The sequence below is a fragment of the Enterovibrio paralichthyis genome (genome assembly GCF_019209835.1).
Lineage (GTDB): Bacteria > Pseudomonadota > Gammaproteobacteria > Enterobacterales > Vibrionaceae > Enterovibrio > Enterovibrio paralichthyis.
The window spans coordinates 1-19,660 of record NZ_JAHUTS010000042.1; the positions used below are offsets into that span (position 1 = coordinate 1).

At 50.9% G+C, this 19,660-nt stretch carries 17 protein-coding genes, 2 tRNA genes and 2 rRNA genes; 8 read left to right on the plus strand and 13 right to left on the minus strand.

Annotated elements, in window-relative coordinates; translation table 11 throughout:
- Nucleotides 1-162: 162 nt before the first annotated feature.
- Nucleotides 163-1,296 (minus strand): DUF2066 domain-containing protein, encoded by a 1,134-nt coding sequence (locus tag KU854_RS23825; protein ID WP_218360750.1) that lies wholly within the window; start codon nucleotides 1,294-1,296, stop codon nucleotides 163-165.
- 248 nt (nucleotides 1,297-1,544) lie between these two features.
- On the opposite strand from KU854_RS23825, the gene KU854_RS23830 reads away from it, so the two are divergent.
- Nucleotides 1,545-2,786 (plus strand): uracil-xanthine permease family protein, encoded by a 1,242-nt coding sequence (locus KU854_RS23830; RefSeq protein ID WP_218360751.1) that lies wholly within the window; start codon nucleotides 1,545-1,547, stop codon nucleotides 2,784-2,786.
- A gap of 77 nt (nucleotides 2,787-2,863) precedes the next feature.
- On the opposite strand, the gene upp is transcribed toward KU854_RS23830, so the two are convergent.
- Complete coding sequence (gene upp, locus KU854_RS23835) at nucleotides 2,864-3,490, minus strand: uracil phosphoribosyltransferase (protein ID WP_218360752.1); 627 nt, start codon at nucleotides 3,488-3,490, stop codon at nucleotides 2,864-2,866.
- A gap of 189 nt (nucleotides 3,491-3,679) precedes the next feature.
- On the opposite strand from upp, the gene purM reads away from it, so the two are divergent.
- Nucleotides 3,680-4,723, plus strand: coding sequence for a phosphoribosylformylglycinamidine cyclo-ligase (gene purM / locus KU854_RS23840; protein ID WP_218360753.1), 1,044 nt, complete (start codon nucleotides 3,680-3,682; stop codon nucleotides 4,721-4,723).
- Between the two features lie 2 nt (nucleotides 4,724-4,725).
- The gene (gene purN / locus KU854_RS23845) at nucleotides 4,726-5,361 is read left to right on the plus strand and encodes a phosphoribosylglycinamide formyltransferase (protein WP_218360754.1); all 636 of its coding nucleotides are present in this window, start codon (nucleotides 4,726-4,728) and stop codon (nucleotides 5,359-5,361) included.
- Between the two features lie 64 nt (nucleotides 5,362-5,425).
- Here the strand turns inward: purN and KU854_RS23850 are convergent, their stop codons facing one another.
- Together KU854_RS23850 and lpcA are read right to left on the minus strand one after the other, a co-directional pair.
- Nucleotides 5,426-6,238, minus strand: coding sequence for a class II glutamine amidotransferase (locus tag KU854_RS23850; protein ID WP_218360755.1), 813 nt, complete (start codon nucleotides 6,236-6,238; stop codon nucleotides 5,426-5,428).
- Nucleotides 6,239-6,256: 18 nt separating this feature from the next.
- Nucleotides 6,257-6,835 carry a D-sedoheptulose 7-phosphate isomerase gene (gene lpcA, locus KU854_RS23855; RefSeq protein ID WP_054780626.1) on the minus strand — a complete coding sequence of 193 codons (579 nt, stop codon included), beginning with the start codon at nucleotides 6,833-6,835 and terminating at the stop codon, nucleotides 6,257-6,259.
- Between the two features lie 284 nt (nucleotides 6,836-7,119).
- Here lpcA and fadE point away from each other — a divergent pair, with 284 nt between their 5' ends.
- On the plus strand, nucleotides 7,120-9,570 hold the full coding sequence (fadE, locus tag KU854_RS23860; RefSeq protein ID WP_218360756.1) for an acyl-CoA dehydrogenase FadE: 2,451 nt from the start codon (nucleotides 7,120-7,122) through the stop codon (nucleotides 9,568-9,570).
- Nucleotides 9,571-9,641: 71 nt separating this feature from the next.
- Here the strand turns inward: fadE and KU854_RS23865 are convergent, their stop codons facing one another.
- Together KU854_RS23865 and dnaQ are read right to left on the minus strand one after the other, a co-directional pair.
- Nucleotides 9,642-10,925, minus strand: a complete 1,284-nt coding sequence (locus KU854_RS23865) for a TIGR03503 family protein (RefSeq protein WP_218360757.1) — start codon at nucleotides 10,923-10,925, stop codon at nucleotides 9,642-9,644.
- 11 nt (nucleotides 10,926-10,936) lie between these two features.
- Nucleotides 10,937-11,665, minus strand: a complete 729-nt coding sequence (gene dnaQ, locus KU854_RS23870) for a DNA polymerase III subunit epsilon (protein ID WP_218360758.1) — start codon at nucleotides 11,663-11,665, stop codon at nucleotides 10,937-10,939.
- Nucleotides 11,666-11,716: 51 nt separating this feature from the next.
- On the opposite strand from dnaQ, the gene rnhA reads away from it, so the two are divergent.
- A complete protein-coding gene (gene rnhA, locus KU854_RS23875; protein WP_218360759.1) occupies nucleotides 11,717-12,184 on the plus strand; it encodes a ribonuclease HI in 468 nt (155 codons plus the stop codon).
- On the opposite strand, the gene KU854_RS23880 is transcribed toward rnhA, so the two are convergent.
- Nucleotides 12,185-12,913: a methyltransferase domain-containing protein gene (locus KU854_RS23880; RefSeq protein ID WP_054780628.1), complete on the minus strand. Its 729-nt coding sequence runs from the start codon at nucleotides 12,911-12,913 to the stop codon at nucleotides 12,185-12,187.
- 31 nt (nucleotides 12,914-12,944) lie between these two features.
- On the opposite strand from KU854_RS23880, the gene gloB reads away from it, so the two are divergent.
- Together gloB and KU854_RS23890 are read left to right on the plus strand one after the other, a co-directional pair.
- Nucleotides 12,945-13,703 (plus strand): hydroxyacylglutathione hydrolase, encoded by a 759-nt coding sequence (gloB, locus tag KU854_RS23885; protein WP_218360760.1) that lies wholly within the window; start codon nucleotides 12,945-12,947, stop codon nucleotides 13,701-13,703.
- 71 nt (nucleotides 13,704-13,774) lie between these two features.
- Entirely contained in the window at nucleotides 13,775-15,346 is a 1,572-nt protein-coding gene (locus KU854_RS23890; RefSeq protein WP_218360761.1) for a lytic transglycosylase, read from the plus strand.
- Nucleotides 15,347-15,409: 63 nt separating this feature from the next.
- Here KU854_RS23890 and KU854_RS23895 read toward each other — a convergent pair whose 3' ends face one another.
- Entirely contained in the window at nucleotides 15,410-16,315 is a 906-nt protein-coding gene (locus tag KU854_RS23895; RefSeq protein WP_218360762.1) for a LysR substrate-binding domain-containing protein, read from the minus strand.
- A gap of 221 nt (nucleotides 16,316-16,536) precedes the next feature.
- Between KU854_RS23895 and focA the strand changes: the two genes are divergently transcribed.
- Nucleotides 16,537-17,994, plus strand: coding sequence for a formate transporter FocA (gene focA, locus KU854_RS23900; protein WP_218360763.1), 1,458 nt, complete (start codon nucleotides 16,537-16,539; stop codon nucleotides 17,992-17,994).
- Between the two features lie 38 nt (nucleotides 17,995-18,032).
- Here focA and KU854_RS23905 read toward each other — a convergent pair whose 3' ends face one another.
- The 5 genes from KU854_RS23905 to KU854_RS23925 all read right to left on the minus strand — a co-directional run.
- The gene (locus tag KU854_RS23905) at nucleotides 18,033-18,866 is read right to left on the minus strand and encodes an endonuclease/exonuclease/phosphatase family protein (protein WP_218360764.1); all 834 of its coding nucleotides are present in this window, start codon (nucleotides 18,864-18,866) and stop codon (nucleotides 18,033-18,035) included.
- Between the two features lie 274 nt (nucleotides 18,867-19,140).
- Nucleotides 19,141-19,216 (minus strand) — tRNA-Trp (locus KU854_RS23910).
- 36 nt (nucleotides 19,217-19,252) lie between these two features.
- Nucleotides 19,253-19,329 (minus strand) — tRNA-Asp (locus KU854_RS23915).
- 42 nt (nucleotides 19,330-19,371) lie between these two features.
- Nucleotides 19,372-19,487 (minus strand): 5S ribosomal RNA (gene rrf, locus KU854_RS23920).
- A gap of 96 nt (nucleotides 19,488-19,583) precedes the next feature.
- Nucleotides 19,584-19,660 (minus strand): 23S ribosomal RNA (locus tag KU854_RS23925); the annotation flags it as partial.

The following is a 19,660-nucleotide window of genomic DNA, read 5'->3' on the forward strand; positions in this document are numbered from 1 at the left end:
GCGAGGGTAAGGGCTGTGGTCAATTGCAAAATAAAAGGCTCTAAGTATGGGGACTTAGAGCCTTTATAAGCCATCTGTTGGATCGTTCAACCGATCATTTATCTCTTAACTGATCGGCATTAGGCCTGATGCCTGCTTTTTTATGAACGGCGATTTGCCCGTTTAGCCAATCCACTCATAGCGGATAGACGTGTCTACCGGCGCTGCGGGTTCAACTACCATAGGCGCTTCAACCGGGCTCATGACACCATCAACGCTTTCAGTCATGACTGGAGCGGTAGGCGCTGGGGCAGGAGCCACCATCGGCTCAGGCAGCACTTCAACACGGCGCAGGCGACGGTCTGTCATCATTTCGTTATGGAATACGTCTTCTGATGCCAGCAGGCTGATACGGAAAGTGGCAGTGCCGTTGTCGATAGATTCAAGGCGCAGTGCCGCCACAGAGTTCAGTCCTTTCAGGGTGCGTTCAACCACAAAGAAGTCTTCAGCATCGTCAAGGCCTGATACCTTCAATGCTTGCGACGCACTGTCAGCAACGCCCAGATTTACCGCAAGACGGCTGGCATAGAAATCAGAAATTTCATCAACCATGGAGGCAAAGGCTGCTTCCGGCGCGCCGGCTGCGCGTCCTTCAATCGGCGTTGCGTTACCCATGTCAGCCGCATTCGGGAATAGCTGCCAACTGATGCGGTTGTTATGCACTTTCACCACCGCTACCCCTACAGGGTTGTAACGTGCGCTGGCTTTCGCAATAGGTTCAGCGAAACCACCCCACAAATCAGGGATCGACACGGCAATCACATCGTCAAAGTCACCTACAGGCATCAGCACCGGCAAGCCTCGGCGTTCACCTTCCGCTTTGAGTTCATTGATCAATGGAGAGCCCGATTGTTCCCATACGACATTGCGGCTATTGGCATCATCAGCCACCAGCCAGAACAACACTTCCGGACGAGGAGAACCCCAGTAGGTCGCTTGCGCCTGAGTCAATAGGGTACGGATCTTGCCGTCATCAAAGCCAAGTTGCAGCGTGCGTTGACCATCATTGCCGCCGTAACCCAGTTGAGTGATGTACTGATCTACCGTCGGCAGTGCTTTTTGGACTACCGGATTCTCGCCCACGGTAGACTGACCCGATGTGCGTACCAGAACATCTACAAAAGCCGCTTCTTTCGCCGCTTGCTCTGTTGCAGTGTCGGTATCATCCAGCACCACTTCTGTATTGAACAGTGACGCTGCCATCGCGCTGGTTGAGCCCAGCAGCAGCGTCAAAATAATAAGGAAAGTTCGTAACATATATTTGCCAGATAACTCGAATTTTAAACGTTGATCATAAAGTGAAGCCCCAGCTACAGCAATGACTAAACACTCAAAATGCGTGATGTTGTGTTGCTGGGGTTAACCCGCGTTTCCATTGACCACGGCTAGGCACAAAAGTTGTGCACGAATTGTGTAGTTAGTCGATAAGGGGAGGCGGTTCGCTGCAAATACTGGGCAAATCGTGCTAGCATCCCGCGATTTTAAAAACTTAAGGAAGGTGCGTCATGATGCAAGTTTTACAGGGGGCACAAATGTTGTTTGTTGCCTTCGGCGCGTTGGTGTTAGTTCCACTTCTCACGGGACTAGACCCTAACGTTGCTCTCTTCGGTGCCGGCGTCGGTACCCTGCTTTTCCAACTTATCACCAAACGTTCAGTTCCCATTTTTCTCGCTTCCTCTTTCGCGTTTATCGCTCCCATCATGTTCGGTGTCCAAAGCTGGGGTATACCTGCCACTATGGGCGGCCTGATGGCAGCGGGTCTGGTTTACGTGATTATGGGCGGCATTATCAAAGCGAAAGGTGTCGGTATTATCCATAAACTGCTGCCACCTGTGGTCGTTGGGCCTGTGATCATGGTAATCGGTCTTGGCCTGGCGCCTGCGGCGGTAAACATGGCACTGGGTAAATCCGGTGACGGCGGCGTCCAACTGGTCGACGGCTCTGCCGCCCTTTGGATTTCTGCGGTGTCCCTCATCGTTACCATCGCTATTTCGGTTTATGCAAAAGGCTTCTTTAAGCTGGTACCTATCCTGGCGGGTATTGTTTCCGGTTACGTCGTTGCGCTGTTTTTCGGTGTGGTCGATTTCACGCCGGTACAAAATGCCGCGTGGTTTGCCCTGCCAAACTTCACCCTGCCGGAATTTAACATTAACGCCATTCTGTTCATGATCCCGGTAGCCATTGCACCGGCTGTTGAACACGTCGGTGACATGCTGGCGATTTCACACGTCACAGGAAAAGACTACCTGAAAAAACCTGGACTACACCGCACCATGGCCGGTGATGGCGTAGCAACCATGGCAGCCTCACTGTTCGGTGCGCCGCCAAACACGACTTACAGTGAAGTTACCGGCGCGGTAATGCTGACCCGTGCGTACAACCCTGCCATCATGACATGGGCGGCTGTGACGGCTGTTGTCCTGGCGTTTGTCGGCAAACTGGGCGCAATTTTGCAGACGATTCCAGTGCCGGTGATGGGCGGTATCATGATCCTGCTGTTTGGTTCCATTGCGACCGTAGGTCTGAACACCCTGATTAAAAATAACGTGGATCTGCACAAGGCACGTAACCTCGCCATTGTTGCGGTAACACTGGTATTTGGTATCGGTGGTATGGCCTTTGGTATTGGCGAGTTCAGCCTGCAGGGCATCAGCCTGTGCGGTATCGTGGCGATTGCGCTGAACCTTATCCTGCCACACGATATGGGTGAAACCCACGTGGTGGATAACGCGCAGATGGAAGATTAATTCTTCATCCGTATTGCCAAACGGCAGATGTAAAAAAGGCTTCCCGCGGGAAGCCTTTTTTATTTGAATGCGATGTCTTATTTGGTACCGAAGATCTTGTCGCCTGCATCGCCCAGACCCGGAACGATGTAGCCTTTGTCATTCAGTTTTTCGTCGATTGCAGCTGTGTAAAGCTCAACGTCTGGATGCGCTTTTTCCAGCGCTTCAATGCCTTCAGGTGCTGCTACCAGTACCAGTACTTTGATGTGCTCACAACCGTGCTCTTTCAGCAGGTCAATCGTTGCAATCATAGAGCCACCGGTTGCCAGCATTGGGTCAACCACCAGCGCCATACGCTCATCGATATTGCTCGCCAGTTTGTGGAAGTAAGGCACAGGCTCCAGAGTTTCTTCATCACGGTAGATACCTACCACGCTGATACGTGCACTTGGGATGTGCTCCAGAACGCCGTCCATCATGCCAAGGCCAGCACGCAGGATTGGCACAACGGTCACTTTTTTACCTTTGATGCGGTCAATTTCAACCGGGCCGTTCCAGCCTTCGATAGTGACTTTTTCAGTTTCGAAATCAGAGGTTGCTTCGTATGTCAGCAGGCTGCCAACTTCGGTCGCCAGTTCGCGGAAACGTTTGGTGCTGATATCACCCTCACGCATCAGACCAATTTTATGTTTTACCAGCGGGTGCTTAACTTCAACGACTTTCATGACAGACTCCAGCAAAAAACAAATTCATCGAATTATACACAAAGTCATTCCTGGGCATAGCCATAGACAACCGGTTGCTTCCTTTTCACTCAAAATTGCCCTGAATAACCCGACGCAAACGTTTTCCTTTTTAAAATGTCGCTGTTAAAATGGCGCCGCTTTTAGTCCACAACTCGGTAAGGATCCCCAGTGAGCGATAATAAGTCTTCTCTCAGCTACAAAGACGCAGGTGTTGATATTGACGCAGGGAACGCCCTGGTCGACAGAATTAAAGGGGTGGTAAAACGCACCCGCCGTCCAGAGGTAATGGGTGGCATCGGCGGCTTTGGCGCACTTTGTGAACTGCCTACAAAATACAAGCAGCCAGTACTGGTTTCTGGTACTGACGGTGTTGGCACCAAACTTCGCCTCGCAATGGATCTGAAAAAACACGACACCATTGGTATCGATCTGGTGGCTATGTGTGTCAACGACCTGATCGTGCAGGGTGCAGAGCCCCTGTTCTTCCTTGACTACTACGCAACCGGCAAGCTGGATGTAGACACCGCTGCCGCTGTCGTTACCGGTATCGGTGAAGGCTGTATGCAAGCGGGCTGCTCGCTGATTGGCGGTGAAACAGCAGAAATGCCAGGGATGTACCACGGTGAAGACTATGACGTCGCCGGTTTCTGTGTCGGTGTGGTAGAGAAAGAAGAAGTGATCGATGGTTCAAAAGTAGCCCCTGGTGATGCGATCATCGCGGTGGCATCTTCTGGCCCACACTCTAACGGCTACAGCCTGGTGCGCAAAATCATCGAAGTGTCAGGTGCAGATGTTAACGCTGAGCTTGAAGGCAAAACCCTTGCCGAGCATCTTCTTGAACCAACCCGCATTTACGTTAAACCTGTGCTGAAGATGCTGGAAAGCTGCGAGGTACACGCCATTTCACACATCACAGGTGGCGGCTTCTGGGAAAACATCCCCCGCGTCCTGCCAGAAAACACCAAAGCCGTGATTGATGGCAACAGCTGGGAATGGCCGGCCATTTTCAACTGGCTGCAGGAAAGCGGTAACGTGACCGAGCACGAGATGTACCGTACATTCAACTGCGGTGTCGGCCTTGTCATTGCCTTGCCAGCTGAGCAGGCACAGCAAGCCATTGACATTCTGAACCAGGAAGGCGAAAACGCCTGGCTGATCGGTTCGATTGAGAACGCGGTACCTAACGAAGAACAGGTTGAGATCAAGGGGTAACCATGAAAAAGCTGGTTGTCCTTATCTCAGGGAATGGCTCGAACCTGCAGGCAATTATTGACCGTTGCCACCAGCAACATGGCATGGAAATCGCGGCAGTGATCGCTAACAAGGAAGAGGCGTACGGCCTGGTACGGGCAAAAGAGGCTGGCATTGATGCCGTTGTCGTTGCCAGTAAAGGAGTGGCCGATCGCAGCCAATACGACAGCCAGTTGATGGCAACCATCGACGAATACGCCCCGGACTTGATCGTGATGGCAGGATTCATGCGCATACTGACGCCAGCGTTCGTGCGCCACTATCAAGGGAAGATGCTGAATATCCACCCTTCCCTGCTGCCAAAGTACACTGGGCTGAATACCCACCAGCGCGCAATCGATGCCGGAGACAGCGAGCACGGCACATCAGTGCATTTTGTCACTGAAGAACTGGATGGCGGCCCGGTAGTTTTGCAGGCGCGTGTTCCGATTTTCGAAGATGATGATGCAGAAAGTGTCTTTTCCCGTGTGCAGGAGCAAGAGCACCGCATCTATCCTTTGGTGGTGGAGTGGTTCTGTCAGGAAAGACTCAGAATGATCGATGACAAAGCTGTCATGGATAATGAGGTACTTGGCGTATCCGGCTATGCTGCAGATTAATCCCCCGGATTAAGAAATAAAAAACGCGCCAGTTGGCGCGTTTTTTGTGTGGGTCATACTGTGCTTAGTCGGTGTTACCTTCAACCGCCGCTTCAATGTCCGCACGGTTGCAAGTGATCACTTCACCTAGGTGGAACACACAATATTCACCGGGCTGCATTTTGTGCCAGGTTTCATTGTTGGTCAGTGGTTGGGTTGCAATCACAGTCACCACATCATTCGGCGTGGTTTCTTCCTGAAAATCCACCGTCACTTCTTCATCAATCAGGCTCGCCTTGCCAAACGGTGCGCGGCGGGTAATGGTATGAAGGTTGTTGGAGCAATACGCCATCACGTAGTCACCGTCGCTGAACAGCATATTGAACACCCCAAGTCCGCGCAGGGTATCGCAACGGCTGGCGATAAAACGGAACACTTCCGTCATATCTTCTGGTTTGTCAGGGTAATGCTGCTCAATCTCGTGCAACAGCCAGCAAAAGGCCTTTTCGCTGTCTGTTTCCCCCACTGGCTTAAAGTGCCCGGTTGGCAAATCTTCATAACCGGTTAACTGCCCATTGTGGGCATACGTCCAGTAACGACCCCAGATCTCCCGTGTAAACGGGTGGGTATTGACCAAACTCACTTCACCACGGTTTGCCTGGCGGATGTGACTGATCACCGCACAGCTTTTAATCGGGTAGCTTTGAACCAGCTCAGCTATTTTTGAGTCGCAGCTTGGGTTTGGGTCTTTAAAAGTCCGAAATCCTTTCCCTTCGTAAAAGACAATCCCCCAGCCATCACGGTGTGGGCCAGTTTTGCCCCCACGCTGGATAAGGCCGGTAAAGCTAAAACAAATGTCCGTCGGGACATTGGCACTCATGCCAAGCAGTTCGCACATAATCCTTTACGATACCCTTTATTTTTCCATTTCTTTTTCAACAAGCTGGATCAGGATGTGGATAATTTTGATATGCACTTCCTGAATGCGGTCTGCGTAACCGAAATGCGGTACACGGATTTCGATATCTGCCAGACCTGCCATTTTACCGCCATCTTTACCGGTCAGCATGATGCTTTTCATGCCTTTCTCTTTCGCCGCTTCAATCGCTTTCAGCACGTTACCTGAATTGCCGGACGTTGACAGACCGAACAATACATCGCCCTTCGCGCCAACTGCCTGAACATAACGCGAGAAAACAAACTCATAGCCAAAGTCATTCGATACACATGACAGGTGGCTAGGATCTGAAATCGCAATCGCAGGGTAGCCCGGACGGTTTTCACGGTAACGACCAGTCAGCTCTTCTGCAAAGTGCATTGCATCACAGTGTGAGCCACCGTTACCGCAAGAGAGCACTTTACCGCCCGCTTTGAAGGAATCTGCCAGCAGTTTCGCTGCCGCTTCGATCGATGCAATGTTGTTGTCGTCAGCCAGAAACGCGTTTAGCACCTGAGCCGCTTCATTTAGCTCTGAGCGAATGAGATCTTGGTACATGGGCAATTCTCTTTTTATTTGGAGTGAGGTGGGGCAAGCGCCCGAAATATATTCAAGGAGTGTACCCGTAAAAAGCCAAAGCTGTCGACAATCTGGCTCGTCTTCTGCTTCCTGAGCAAAAACAAATGGCTAAAAACCATGCAAAGCCCCTGCCTGTATTTTTGCCAACGCTATGTGCACATTTCAGCCAGTCATCGTTTTACATTTCATTAAAAACCTGCTTACAATTATCTGGTATGACCTCTTACCATTAGATTTGGGTTGAAGGAAAAGGAGAACCGAAAATGGCGACAACCCTGTACCTGATTACGTTTCTGGCGCTGATGGCCATACTGGCCTATCACCGCGCAGGACTAAAGCTGTTCACGGCCGTTGCAGCGGGAATGTTAATTGTTGGCTCTGTGATGGGTATTACCGGCCAATTAAGCTGGCTGGTGTTTATCGCGATTGCGATTCCATTGAACGTGCGCTCTTTCCGCGAAGCTTGGCTGAGTAAACCAGCGCTGCGCATGTTTAAAGGCGTGATGCCAGAAATGTCCCAGACCGAAAAAGAAGCCATTGATGCCGGCACAGTGTGGTGGGAAGCCGATCTGTTTCGCGGTGCGCCAGACTGGAATAAGCTACATGATATTCCCGCGCCCCGTTTGAGCGCGGAAGAGCGCGCCTTTCTGGACGGCCCGGTAAATGAAGTGTGCCGTATGGTCAGCGACTATGAGGTCACTCATGAATTGGCCGATCTGCCGCCCCATGTATGGCAATACCTGAAAGACAACAAGTTCTTCGCCATGATCATCAAAAAGGAATATGGCGGCCTGGAGTTTTCTGCTTACGCCCAATCACTGGTCCTGCAAAAACTGACCGGCGTGTCTGGCGTGTTGTCGTCCACCGTAGGTGTGCCTAACAGCCTGGGTCCTGGCGAACTGCTGCAGCACTATGGTACGGAAGAGCAAAAAGACTACTACCTGCCACGACTGGCAAATGGGCTGGAGATCCCCTGCTTTGCCCTGACCAGCCCGGAAGCAGGTTCTGATGCAGGCTCTATCCCGGATGAAGGTGTTGTCACCAAAGGCATGTGGCAAGGCAAAGAAGTGCTGGGTATGTCTATTACCTGGAACAAACGCTATATCACCCTTGCACCGGTAGCGACAGTGCTGGGTCTTGCGTTCAAACTCAAAGATCCTCAAGGGCTGCTGGGCGACAAAGAAGATCTCGGTATCACCTGTGCGCTAATTCCGACAGACATTGAAGGCGTTGATATCGGCCGCCGCCACTTCCCGCTGAACCTACCGTTCCAGAACGGTCCGACACGCGGTGAGAACATCTTCGTGCCGCTTGATTTTATTATTGGTGGCCCGGACATGGCGGGACAAGGCTGGCGCATGCTGGTTGAGTGCCTGTCTGTTGGCCGTGGTATCACCCTGCCGTCCAACTCTACCGGTGGCCTGAAAACGGCTGCGCTTGCGACAGGTGCTTACGCCCGTATCCGCCGCCAGTTCAAACTACCTATCGGTAAGATGGAAGGGATTGAAGAGCCACTGGCACGTATCGGCGGTAATGCCTACGTGATTGACGCCGCCAGTGCCCTGACTGTTGCCGGTATCGACTTGGGGGAAAAGCCTTCGGTAATTTCCGCTATCGTTAAATACCATTGTACCCATCGCGGCCAGCGTGGTGTGATTGACGCTATGGATGTGGTCGGCGGCAAAGGGATCTGTCTGGGGCCAAAGAACTTCCTTGCCCGTGGATATCAAGGCGCGCCGATTGCTATCACAGTCGAAGGTGCCAACATCCTAACCCGCTCAATGATCATCTTTGGTCAAGGCGCTATCCGCTGCCACCCGTTTGTGCTGGCGGAAATGGAAGCGGCTTACAATGACAACGAGCGCGAAGCACTGGCGGGATTTGATCAGGCGCTGTTTGGTCATGTAGGCTTTGTGTTCAGCAACCTCGTCCGCTCGGTCTGGCTCGGCCTGACCGATGGCCGAACCTCCAGCGTTCCGCGTAAGGATGCCACAGCACGTTACTACCAGCAGATGAACCGTTATGCTGCAAACCTGGCCTTGTTGGCGGATGTGTCTATGGCTGTGCTGGGTGGCAACCTCAAGCGCAAGGAACGTCTGTCTGCGCGTCTGGGTGACGTATTGAGCCAACTCTATCTGGCCTCAGCCACCATGAAGCGCTACGCCGACGAAGGTTACCAGAAAGCTGACCTGCCAATGGTGCATTGGGGCATGCAAGACGCCCTCTATCAGGCTGAGGAAGCATTGGATGATTTCCTGGCTAACTTCCCTGCCCGCTGGGTTGCTGCGCCACTGCGTGTCCTTCTGTTCCCGTTTGGCACCCGCCGTACCAAACCGAGTGACAAACTGGATGGTGAAGTAGCGCGTATCTTGCAAACGCCGTGCGACAGTCGCAGCCGTCTCGGCCGTGGCCAGTTCCTTGAAGCTTCTGAACATTGCGCGGTGGGCAAGATTGAAAAAGCCTTGCTGGATATTCTGGCTGCAGAGCCTGTTTACCAGAAAGTATGTGATCAGACCGGCCAGAAACTGCCGTTTATGTTCCTTGACCGTGTCGCCGAGATTGGCCTGCGCGAAAGCGTCATTTCCGAGAAAGAAGCCGACCTGTTGCGCGTCGCGGAAGAAGGCCGCCTTGAAACCATCAATGTGGACGATTTCGACCCCGCGGAGCTGGCAGCAGCTTCGAGAGCACTGAACAAAGTGGTTCACGCTGCCTAACTGGTATTTATACTGCACCGCTGGATAACAAAAGGGAGAAGCATTGGCTTCTCCCTTTCTTTGTTTATTTATCAAGCTGCTTTATCAGGCTCTTCAGGTGGTGGCGCTTCCAAAGACTCTTCGGATTCAGCAGCCAGTTTCTTCGCCCGTATCTTGCGCACAACAAACCAACCACCCACGGCAAGGATAAGGAGCAAAATGTTCCCGCCAACAATGGTGATCAAAGCCATTTTCCGGTCTTCTTCGCGCTGTATTGCCTCCAGTCTTTCTTCTTCAATTCGCTTCCGTTCGGCTTCACGCTCTTCTCGGTCACGTTTGGCCTGCTCTATCGCTTCATAGTCAGCAACAGCAAAGGTTTGCTCAGGCAGCAGGAAAACCAATGGGCGGCCGGAAAGCTTGTCCGTACCGTATAACCAGGCATGCCAGGTATGGCGGCCAGGCTCCTGGAAGTTGTCGATATCCACACTCAGGGCGGTGTAGTCTTCACCAGCAACGCCCTGATAGACAGAAGACTTACCATTCGGATCGGTAAACTCTGAATGCACGGCAACGGAGCCAGGCTCTATACTCGCGCTGTCAGACTCCACCAGCAAATGGTGGGGCAGCGCTTTTTTGCGACTTTGTTTGAACGTCGCCATTAAAGGCGTCGGGTAAACCAATACTTCCTGCTCAAGGGTACGGAAAAAGACGCCATTACCTGAAGTCACCCGCGCCCGATATTTCCCTGGTGAAACGTTGACCGGCAACTCGACGGTAAACACGCCGTCACCGGCATATTCATCCAGCCCTGCTCCGTCGTCTTTAAAACGTCCGAGTGACATCGCCTGTGGTCGCTGATCCACCGGAATATCGTCCACGCTTTCAAGAAACTCGGTGAAGGTAACCGTCAGCTCAACACGATCGAGAAAATCACGCAGGTTAAGCGGGTTATCCCCCTGCATCAGTTGGGCGGTAAATTTAAGGGTTTCGCCTTGGTAAAGGCGGTCAGGAAAGGTATCCACCTTCATGCTGAGTTCAGACAGGATGCGGATTTTGTTTTCCGGTGTCACCTTGCCAATGGCTTGCCAGGGGCCCGGCATAGGATTAAGGACGGAGACAATATCCATGTCCGCTTCCTGATGCCAGGAGACATTGTCTGGATGGCGCCATGCATAGAGCTTTGTGCCATCAGGCTGAACCAGCACAACAGGCTGGCTCGGTTTCTCGCGATAAATAACAAAAGCGACCTGGGTAATGGTAGAGTCAATGCGAAAACGGTTGTTGAGCAGCCGAATATCGCGATCAGAAGTCTGCTCTGCAGAGACGTTAAACGCCATCAGCAGCGAGAGCAAAAGCCCAACCCACCCTAGTTTCATAGTCTCTCCCGTTAGCGCCACAAACAGCTGCCGTTTTTCGCGATAACGTCCAGCTGCGCTTCATGTTCTTTTAATTCATCGGCAGAGGCACGGATGATCTTTAGCTTTTTCGCTCCAGCTTCGACACGTCTTATCGTTTCGCCGCCACTGCCTCCTTCGCTGGAATCACTGCCGCTGAACTTCAGCGTTGTTTGACCACCTGTCATCAACAGGTAAACGTCAGCCAGGATCTCGGCATCGAGCAAAGCGCCGTGCAGGGTACGGTGGGAGTTATCTATACCGTAACGATCACAGAGAATATCAAGGTTGTTACGTTTGCCCGGGAAGATTTTCTTCGCCATCGCCAGGGTATCGGTAACCTTGCAATAGTCTTCCGTTTTACCGATGCCAGCATCAAGCTTGCGGAATTCATAATCCATAAAGCCGACGTCGAAGGGCGCATTGTGGGCGACAAGCTCTGCGCCTTTGATAAACTCCAGAAACTCAGCATGGATGGCTGCATAATCCGGTTTATCACGCAAAAATTCGTCCGTTATACCGTGAACGGAAATCGCTTCCGGGTCGATTTCACGATCCGGTTTGATATAGACGTGGAAATGGCGTCCGGTCAGCTTGCGGTTGATGATTTCCACCGCGCCGATTTCAATGATTCGGTGCCCTTCATAGTGCGGGCCACCCTCACGGTTCATACCCGTGGTTTCGGTATCGAGAACGATAATTCGGTCGTAACTGGCTTTCATAGCGTCACTTGTGTCAGACTTGGCGATTAATTTGCACAGATACTAACAAATATGGTCAAGCAGGTAGAAATTTTCACTGACGGATCGTGTCTCGGTAATCCGGGTCCCGGTGGTTATGGCGCTGTTTTGCGCTACAAACAGCATGAAAAAGAGTTGAGCGAAGGCTTTTCTCTGACCACCAACAACCGCATGGAACTGCTGGCAGCCATTGTTGCCTTGGCAAGCTTGAAAGAATCCTGCAACGTGACCCTCACAACCGACAGCCAGTATGTCCGTCAGGGCATCACGCAGTGGATCCATAACTGGAAAAAACGCGGCTGGAAAACGGCAGACAAAAAACCGGTGAAAAATGCAGACCTTTGGCAGCGTCTGGACACAGAAACTCAACGCCATACCGTGGACTGGCAATGGGTAAAAGGCCATGCCGGCCATCCAGAGAATGAACGCTGTGACGAACTGGCGCGTTCGGCGGCGGAAAACCCAACACAAGCAGACACTGGCTACAAGCCAGAGGCGTGATCAGTTGTCACCGACGCGGTAATTCACACTGACCGGCGAAAGTTGTTTTTTAAGCTTCCAGGTGGGCTTGATCGGTTTTAGTGGATAAGTGCGCTTGCGCGCCACAATAAAATAGAGCGAGCCCACAGCAGGCAAAATGCCAGAGCAGGCATTTTCAAACCAGACACCACAGGTACGGTGACGGGTGGCAGGGATAAGTCCGAAGCAGGACATTTCCATGATTTCATAGTTAAGCACACCAAGCCAGTCTCTGATCCGCAGTGGTGTGAACATCCGGCCATTCCAGGGAAGGCGGTTTTTCCGCCACGGAATGATCCGGCCAATCCCCATCAGACTGCTGGGATTGACACCTGAAATGATCAGGTAACCATCGTCTATCATTATACGGTCGATTTCACGCAGCAATCGGTGTGGATCGTCGGTATAGTCGAGTTGGTTGGCCAGTACGCAGACGTCGAAAGCCTTGGAGACAAACGGTAAATCGTAGCTCTCTGCTTCGACATTGCGCAGGGGATTGAGTTTATCGATACATACTTGATGCTGGATGTTGCAATGCCCAGTCGCCAATTCGCAACTTAGGCCACCCAATTTCAGCATGTGGTATCCGAAAAAGCGCGGCAACCATTCATCCAGCCGCGTCTGAATATGCGCAGACGCCCATTCGCCGTGTGCGAATTGGTCCCAAGTATACGGGTATTCCAGTGGACGTTGGCTGCGTGCTGGTTTCATAGTCTTATTGAGTCATAGCTGGAGAGAATCAATGCTATCTGTATCAAGCATACCCGCATTCAACGACAATTACATCTGGCTGCTAAAAAATGATGACAATCATTGTGTTGTCGTCGACCCAGGTGATGCTGGCCCGGTATTAGAGCGGCTGAACGCCGAGGGACTTTCCCTTGATGGCATTCTTCTAACCCATCACCACCATGACCACGTCGGCGGTGTTGCACAGTTAGTTGAACGCTTTCCATCCCTCACTATATATGGCCCCGCCAGCGCACGCTTTCCAGAAGTCAATCATCCACTTAAAGACAAGGACTCCTTTTCACTTTTCGGCTCCACTGTGAGCGTGATAGAAGTGCCAGGGCACACGTTGGATCATATCGCTTACTATACCGATGGCATGCTGTTTTGTGGGGATACCCTGTTTTCCGGTGGCTGTGGCCGACTATTCGAAGGCTCACCTCAACAGATGCATCAATCACTGACAAAGCTCGGGACGTTACCTGACACTACCCAGGTTTTTTGCGCCCATGAATACACAATGTCGAACCTGAAATTTGCCCAAGCAGTTGAACCGGACAATACTGCGCTAAGGGATTATGTGATTGAAGCGACTGAATTAAGAGCAAAACATCAGCCTACTGTGCCAAGCACAATAGGCAGGGAAAAAAGAATAAACCCATTTTTGCGGGCGAATGTAGCCAGTATTAAAGCCGCGGTTCAGAGCCAGGCAAGTGCTGATTCTGACGTGGAAACTTTTGCTGCGCTCAGACGCTGGAAGGACGATTTTTGACACAAGTCTCTTGTAAGCATAAGTAGAGGCCGATTATCATCATCGGCTATTTTCAAAAAGGTTAGTAATCAATGAAGTTCCGTTATGTATTAGTGGGATCGATGTTCCTCGCAGGATGCCAGCTTACAGGGCAAAACGACGTCGCAACGACGACTAATACGCCAGAGCAACAGGAAGAAACCCAGACCCCAGCCGGATCTACCCAAGTCGTCAAAGAGTCGGTAGAAGTCGAAGTGCTCGAGCCTGTCGTCACACCTCAAAGTCAGGAAGACGTCTGGAAACGGATTTCAATGCAACTTGAAATGCCGATACCTGACAGTAAACGTGTCAATTACTACCGCAACTGGTATCTCAAACATCCCCAACACTTGGAGACTGTTGCCAAACGCGCAGAGCCTTTCCTCTATCTGATCACCGAAAAAGTGGAAGAGCGTGGTATCCCGCTCGAAATTGCCTTGCTGCCTATCGTAGAAAGCTCTTTTGATCAGTTTGCATACTCTCATGGCCGTGCGGCAGGCTTGTGGCAGTTTGTACCGGATACCGGCCGCCGATTTGGCCTGGAGCAAAACTGGTGGTATGACGGTCGCCGTGATGTTGTGGCCTCTACGGATGCCGCATTAGATTTGTTGGAGTACCTTCACAAAAAATTTGATGGTGACTGGTTGCATGCCCTTGCCGCCTACAACACCGGTGAAGGCCGTGTGTTCCGCGCTATCCGCAATAACAAAGCCAAAGGCTTGCCAACCGACTTCTGGTCACTGTCGTTGCCGAAAGAAACCAGCGGTTATGTGCCAAAATTGATTGCTGTCGCTGACGTCATCAAGAATCAGGAAAAATACGGTATCTCCCTACCGGCAATTGCTAACCAACCTGTGGTAGAAATGGTTGAGCCGGGCGTTCAAATGGATCTGGCGTTAGCGGCCAATTACGCCGGTTTGTCGCTGGCTGAACTGCAAAGTCTCAATCCAGCCTACAACCATTGGGCGACTTCACCGGATGGCAGCAACCATCTGTTATTGCCGAAAGATAGAGTCGCAAGTTTCACTGCCACAATGGCAGAAAACGACAACCAAGGCATTAAGGTTACCCGCTACAAGGTAAAAGGCGGTGACTCTCTTGGCTTGATTGCCCAGCGTCACAATACAACAGTAAAAGTGATACAACGCGCCAATAGCCTCAAAGGTACAAATATCCGCGCAGGCCAACATTTGCTGATCCCGGTATCAGTGAAAGATGAAAGTCAGTACACGCTGAGCGCACCGCAACGACTGGCAAAGCTGACCAGCAAAAAGCGCGGGGATTATAAGCTGACCCATACCGTGCAAAAAGGTGACAGCTTCTGGTCTATCGCCCGCAAACAAGGGGTATCACATACCGATCTGGCACGCTGGAACGGCATGGCACCGAAAGACCCGCTGCGTGTCGGCCAAGAACTGGTAGTCTGGAAAAAAGCCGCTGACGGCGCACGTATCCGTACTATTGTTTATCAGATCCGTCAGGGTGACTCACTAAGCACCATTGCTGCTCGCTACAAGGTCTCAGTGTCTGATTTGATGAAATGGAATGCGTTGAAGAAGAATGCCTATATCCAGCCAGGACAAAAACTGAAGTTGTATATCGATGTGACGAAAGTCAGCGCATAAACCTCATAATATGAAGAAAGCGCGTTGTGGAAACACAGCGCGCTTTTTTTATTCCTGATGTATTTACATCACCATAGGGTGACGCTTCATCATCCTGATCCCTTCCCGTTTAAAGCAGTCCACCAAGGGGTTTTCTGCCATATCAGCACGCCATACAAAAGACAGAGAACGTGCAATATCAAGCTCCGGCACATTTAAGGCAACCAGTTTGCCATTCTCGATATAGCGTTCAACGTCAAGATAAGGAAGACATGTCAAGTAAGGGCCGTTGGCAACCATACTGCGGATAACCGGAATGTGTTCATACTCACGCCACACATCCAAATCTGCAATATGCCCATAAATGGCACTTTCAAATGCGGTCCGGGTTCCTGAACCGTGTTCGCGCAATATCCATTTTGCCTGCTCCAGTTGCGCCATGCTTACCCGCTCACGCTTGGCGAAAGGGTGATGGGCTGATGCCACAATAGTCAGGTGATCCATACACCAGGGCTCCTGATGTAAGCGATTGTCATCTACCCGTCCCTCAATAATGCCCAGATCATAGCGGTAATCGAGCACACCATCGATCACCGAACTGGTACTTTGCACGCCCAAGGAAATTCGAATTTCCGGAAAATCATTATCAATAATACTGATAAGGTCCGGAACCAAGTGCTCTGCAGGGGTTTGACTTGCCCCCAAACGTATTTCACCACTCAATAGATGCTGGTCATAAAAGCCAAGCTCTATCTGTTTTGCATCCCTAAGCAGGCGTTTTGCCTTGGGCCTTAACCATGCTCCCCAGTGGGTCAGAATGAGACGTTTACCCTTGCGTTCAAAAAGGGGACGGCCCAGCATCCGCTCTAACTGGGATAGAGACATGCTGGTCGCTGATTGGGTTAACGCAAGAAGCTCTGCTGCCTGACTGACGCTGCCGCAGTCCGCCACCGTATCAAATACTGCCAACTGTTTTAGAGAATATCGCACCGCTATTTTCCTCCCGTGAAAACAAGCGCACTAACCTTATATTTTTTATGGGTTTATTGTACCGCGCCGAAAGAAATCATCAATAAAACTGAATACTTAGCAAAGGAATATCAATTGTACTCCGGGGCTTGCTCACAATTAGTCTGAAAGGGCAGTAAGGCGTTTCGCCCTGCATTAATACAACAAGGAGAACCACATGAAACCATTGAGGAGAGGAAGCGATGACTACGGCCTACTCTGATCACGACTTCGTCTCAGTAAAAGGCTTTTCTGCCGCAGAAATGATGTCAGAAGCCGAACGCTACGCACTGAAGAAAATCAGCAAGCGCAGTGGTGCAACCATCAGTCTGGCAATTCTGGCGGGGGCATTTATCGGTCTGGCGTTTCTGTTCTACACCACAGTGACGACTGGAAATGAGAGCACAAGCTGGGGTTTAAACCGATTAGCCGGTGGCTTGGCATTCAGCATGGGGCTGATTCTTATCGTCATATTTGAAGGTGAGCTATTTACCAGCACCGTGTTGTCCAGCATTTCCTGGGCAAACAACCAAGTTGGTATCGGCAAACTGTTTATGACATGGACCAAGGTCTATTTCGGTAACTTCCTGGGCGCCATGCTGATACTGCTGTTAGTAACAGGTGCGGGTCTTTATCAACTTGATGGCGGTAGTTGGGGGCTAAATGCACTGAATATTGCCCAGCATAAGCTTCACCACACCTGGCTGGAAGCTTTTACCCTGGGCGTGCTTTGCAACATTCTGGTCTGTACGGCGATTTGGCTGACTTTTTGTTCTGCAAACCCTGTAGTTAAAGCCTTCATGACCATGTTGCCAGTTGCAATGTTTGTCTCCAGCGGCTTTGAGCACAGCATTGCAAACATGTTTATGGTGCCACTTGGCATCGTGATTTCGAACTTTGCACCGGAAGCATTCTGGACAGGTCTTGGCGTGAATGCCGCCAGCTATTCTGACCTGACCGTTTCACACTTTATTTTTAACAACCTGATCCCAGTCACTATCGGCAATATCGTTGGTGGTGCGGTGCTGGTTGGCCTTGCCAACTGGGGGATCTATCGCAAACAACTACAACAACCTGAGATGCTGGCCATCAACTCGCCAGTTGCACTTAACAAAGCCAGTAAGGACTCTGCCATGATGAACCAAGTGAAAGTAAAAGATCTGATGAACACCAGCCCAATCGTACTGAAAGCGAACGATCGCACGGTGGATGCTATCGATGTTCTGCTTTCAAACCGACTCACTGGTGCACCTGTGTGTGACAGCCAGCAACATGTCGTAGGTTTCTTCTCTGTGCACGACGTAATGGTAAACCTGTGGTGTGACGACTACCTGCCTGACAGCCAGCAACGCGTTGCTGATTTGATGAACGAGGAAGTTACAGCGCTGGGTGCCAATGAAAGCCTGATGGATGTTGCTGAATTTCTGGTAGTCGACAAGAAGACGGCTTTCCCGGTGTCTCCTATGGGGATCGCAACCAGCCTGACAATGAAACCGCTGAAAGAGCGTGTGAGGGAAGCAAGAATCAGTAAGCCACACGTGCTACCTGTTCTGGAAAATGACCGCTTGGTAGGCGTTATCTCCAGCGCAGACGTTCTTAAAGCACTGCGTCCACTGTACGCCGGCAAAGAAGCAGCAACTAGCCTTCACCAGGCAGTGTAAACCAACAAAAAGCAGCGCAGGTGCGCTGCTTTTTGCTGTCATTGATATGTAAACTGCGCCTCGAGCACCGCATGGTCAGAAGCTTTGGTATCCTGGGTTTCTGCACCAGTCAGTTTCAAACCGCGATAAAAGAGATGGTCCAATGGATGGCTGAACACTTTCAGCCGATTATCTGGCTGAAACTGGGCCTCTTGCAGACCAATAGCCCCTAACTTCTGCTTCACCACATCAAGCCGCTCATTGCTCCAGGTATTAAAATCGCCAGCAATAATCAATGGGCCTTTCAATTCCGACACCCCTTCAACCAACGCATCAAGCTGCTCCACATACTCCTGCACACCATAAGTAAAATTGATACTGTGCAGGTTAATCACAGATAACACTTCACCACTAGAAAGTTTATAAGCGCTGTAGAGTGCACTTTTGGGGAGACGAAGATAAGGCTCTACTTTGGTAAACGCACACACCTTCTCGGGGATAGCATCTGACAGCGTCATCACACCGGCTATTTCACCATTGATAGCAAATGCATAAGCCTGATTGCTGTGCCAACCATTGTCTTCGACATACGAGAGAAGCTGTGGCCGGGCTTGTGCCTCTTGCAACAAGATAATTGAGTTATCGTCTGCCAGCGCGTTCAGCTCTTCCTCCCAACCTTCCAGTTGTTGTTTATAGATATTCCAAACAGCAACATTGAGAGGTTTTGACACTTCAATTATCGATGAAGGATCATAATCCCGGCACTTTACTCCACTGTCAGCAGAAGCAAGTTGCGCAGAAGGTGGAATATCAACCACGAAGTAAACTGTCGCCATGGCAGCAAATAACACCAAGGTACAAAGCAATACCCAGCGCGTAGCGAGCTGTTTCATTGTTGTTTATAGCCCTTTGAATGAAAGACAAATCGAACAGAAGACAGAGATAAGCATAATACGCCAGCAATTGGAGACCAGTCCGTTTTCCATTCAGATCTAAGAAAATACGTTAAAGACAAAAAACGCAGAATAGCATCGTAGATACTTTGTACCACTTTAAAAAATGGCATCAATGAGCGCATAAATGGACACACATTCTCTTTTCGAATGAGTGCTTTCAGTGTCTCGCAGACACGAAAAAGCCTCAGCATTTCTGCTGAGGCTTTGAAGGTGGCAGGGGTGGAGAGACTCGAACTCCCAACACGCGGATTTGGAATCCGCTGCTCTGCCATTGGAGCTACACCCCTGTAGTCATTTTAAAGACTTAACTTTGTCCGAATAAGTGGCGGAGCGGACGGGACTCGAACCCGCGACCCCCGGCGTGACAGGCCGGTATTCTAACCAACTGAACTACCGCTCCACTCAAACTACTGTGTGTTCAGCACAATAATTTAAATTTGAAGCCTGGCGATGTCCTACTCTCACATGGGGAGACCCCACACTATCATCGGCGCTGTTACGTTTCACTACTGAGTTCGGCATGGAGTCAGGTGGGTCCATAACGCTATGGTCGCCAAGCAAATTCGTTTAAATCTGGGAAAGCTGTGTTTATTTGTTCTCGTTCTTACACATTCAATGTTCTTTTCGAGTCCGTCAAAACCCCTTGGGTGTTGTATGGTTAAGCCTCACGGGCAATTAGTACAGGTTAGCTCAACGCCTCACAGCGCTTACACACCCTGCCTATCTACGTC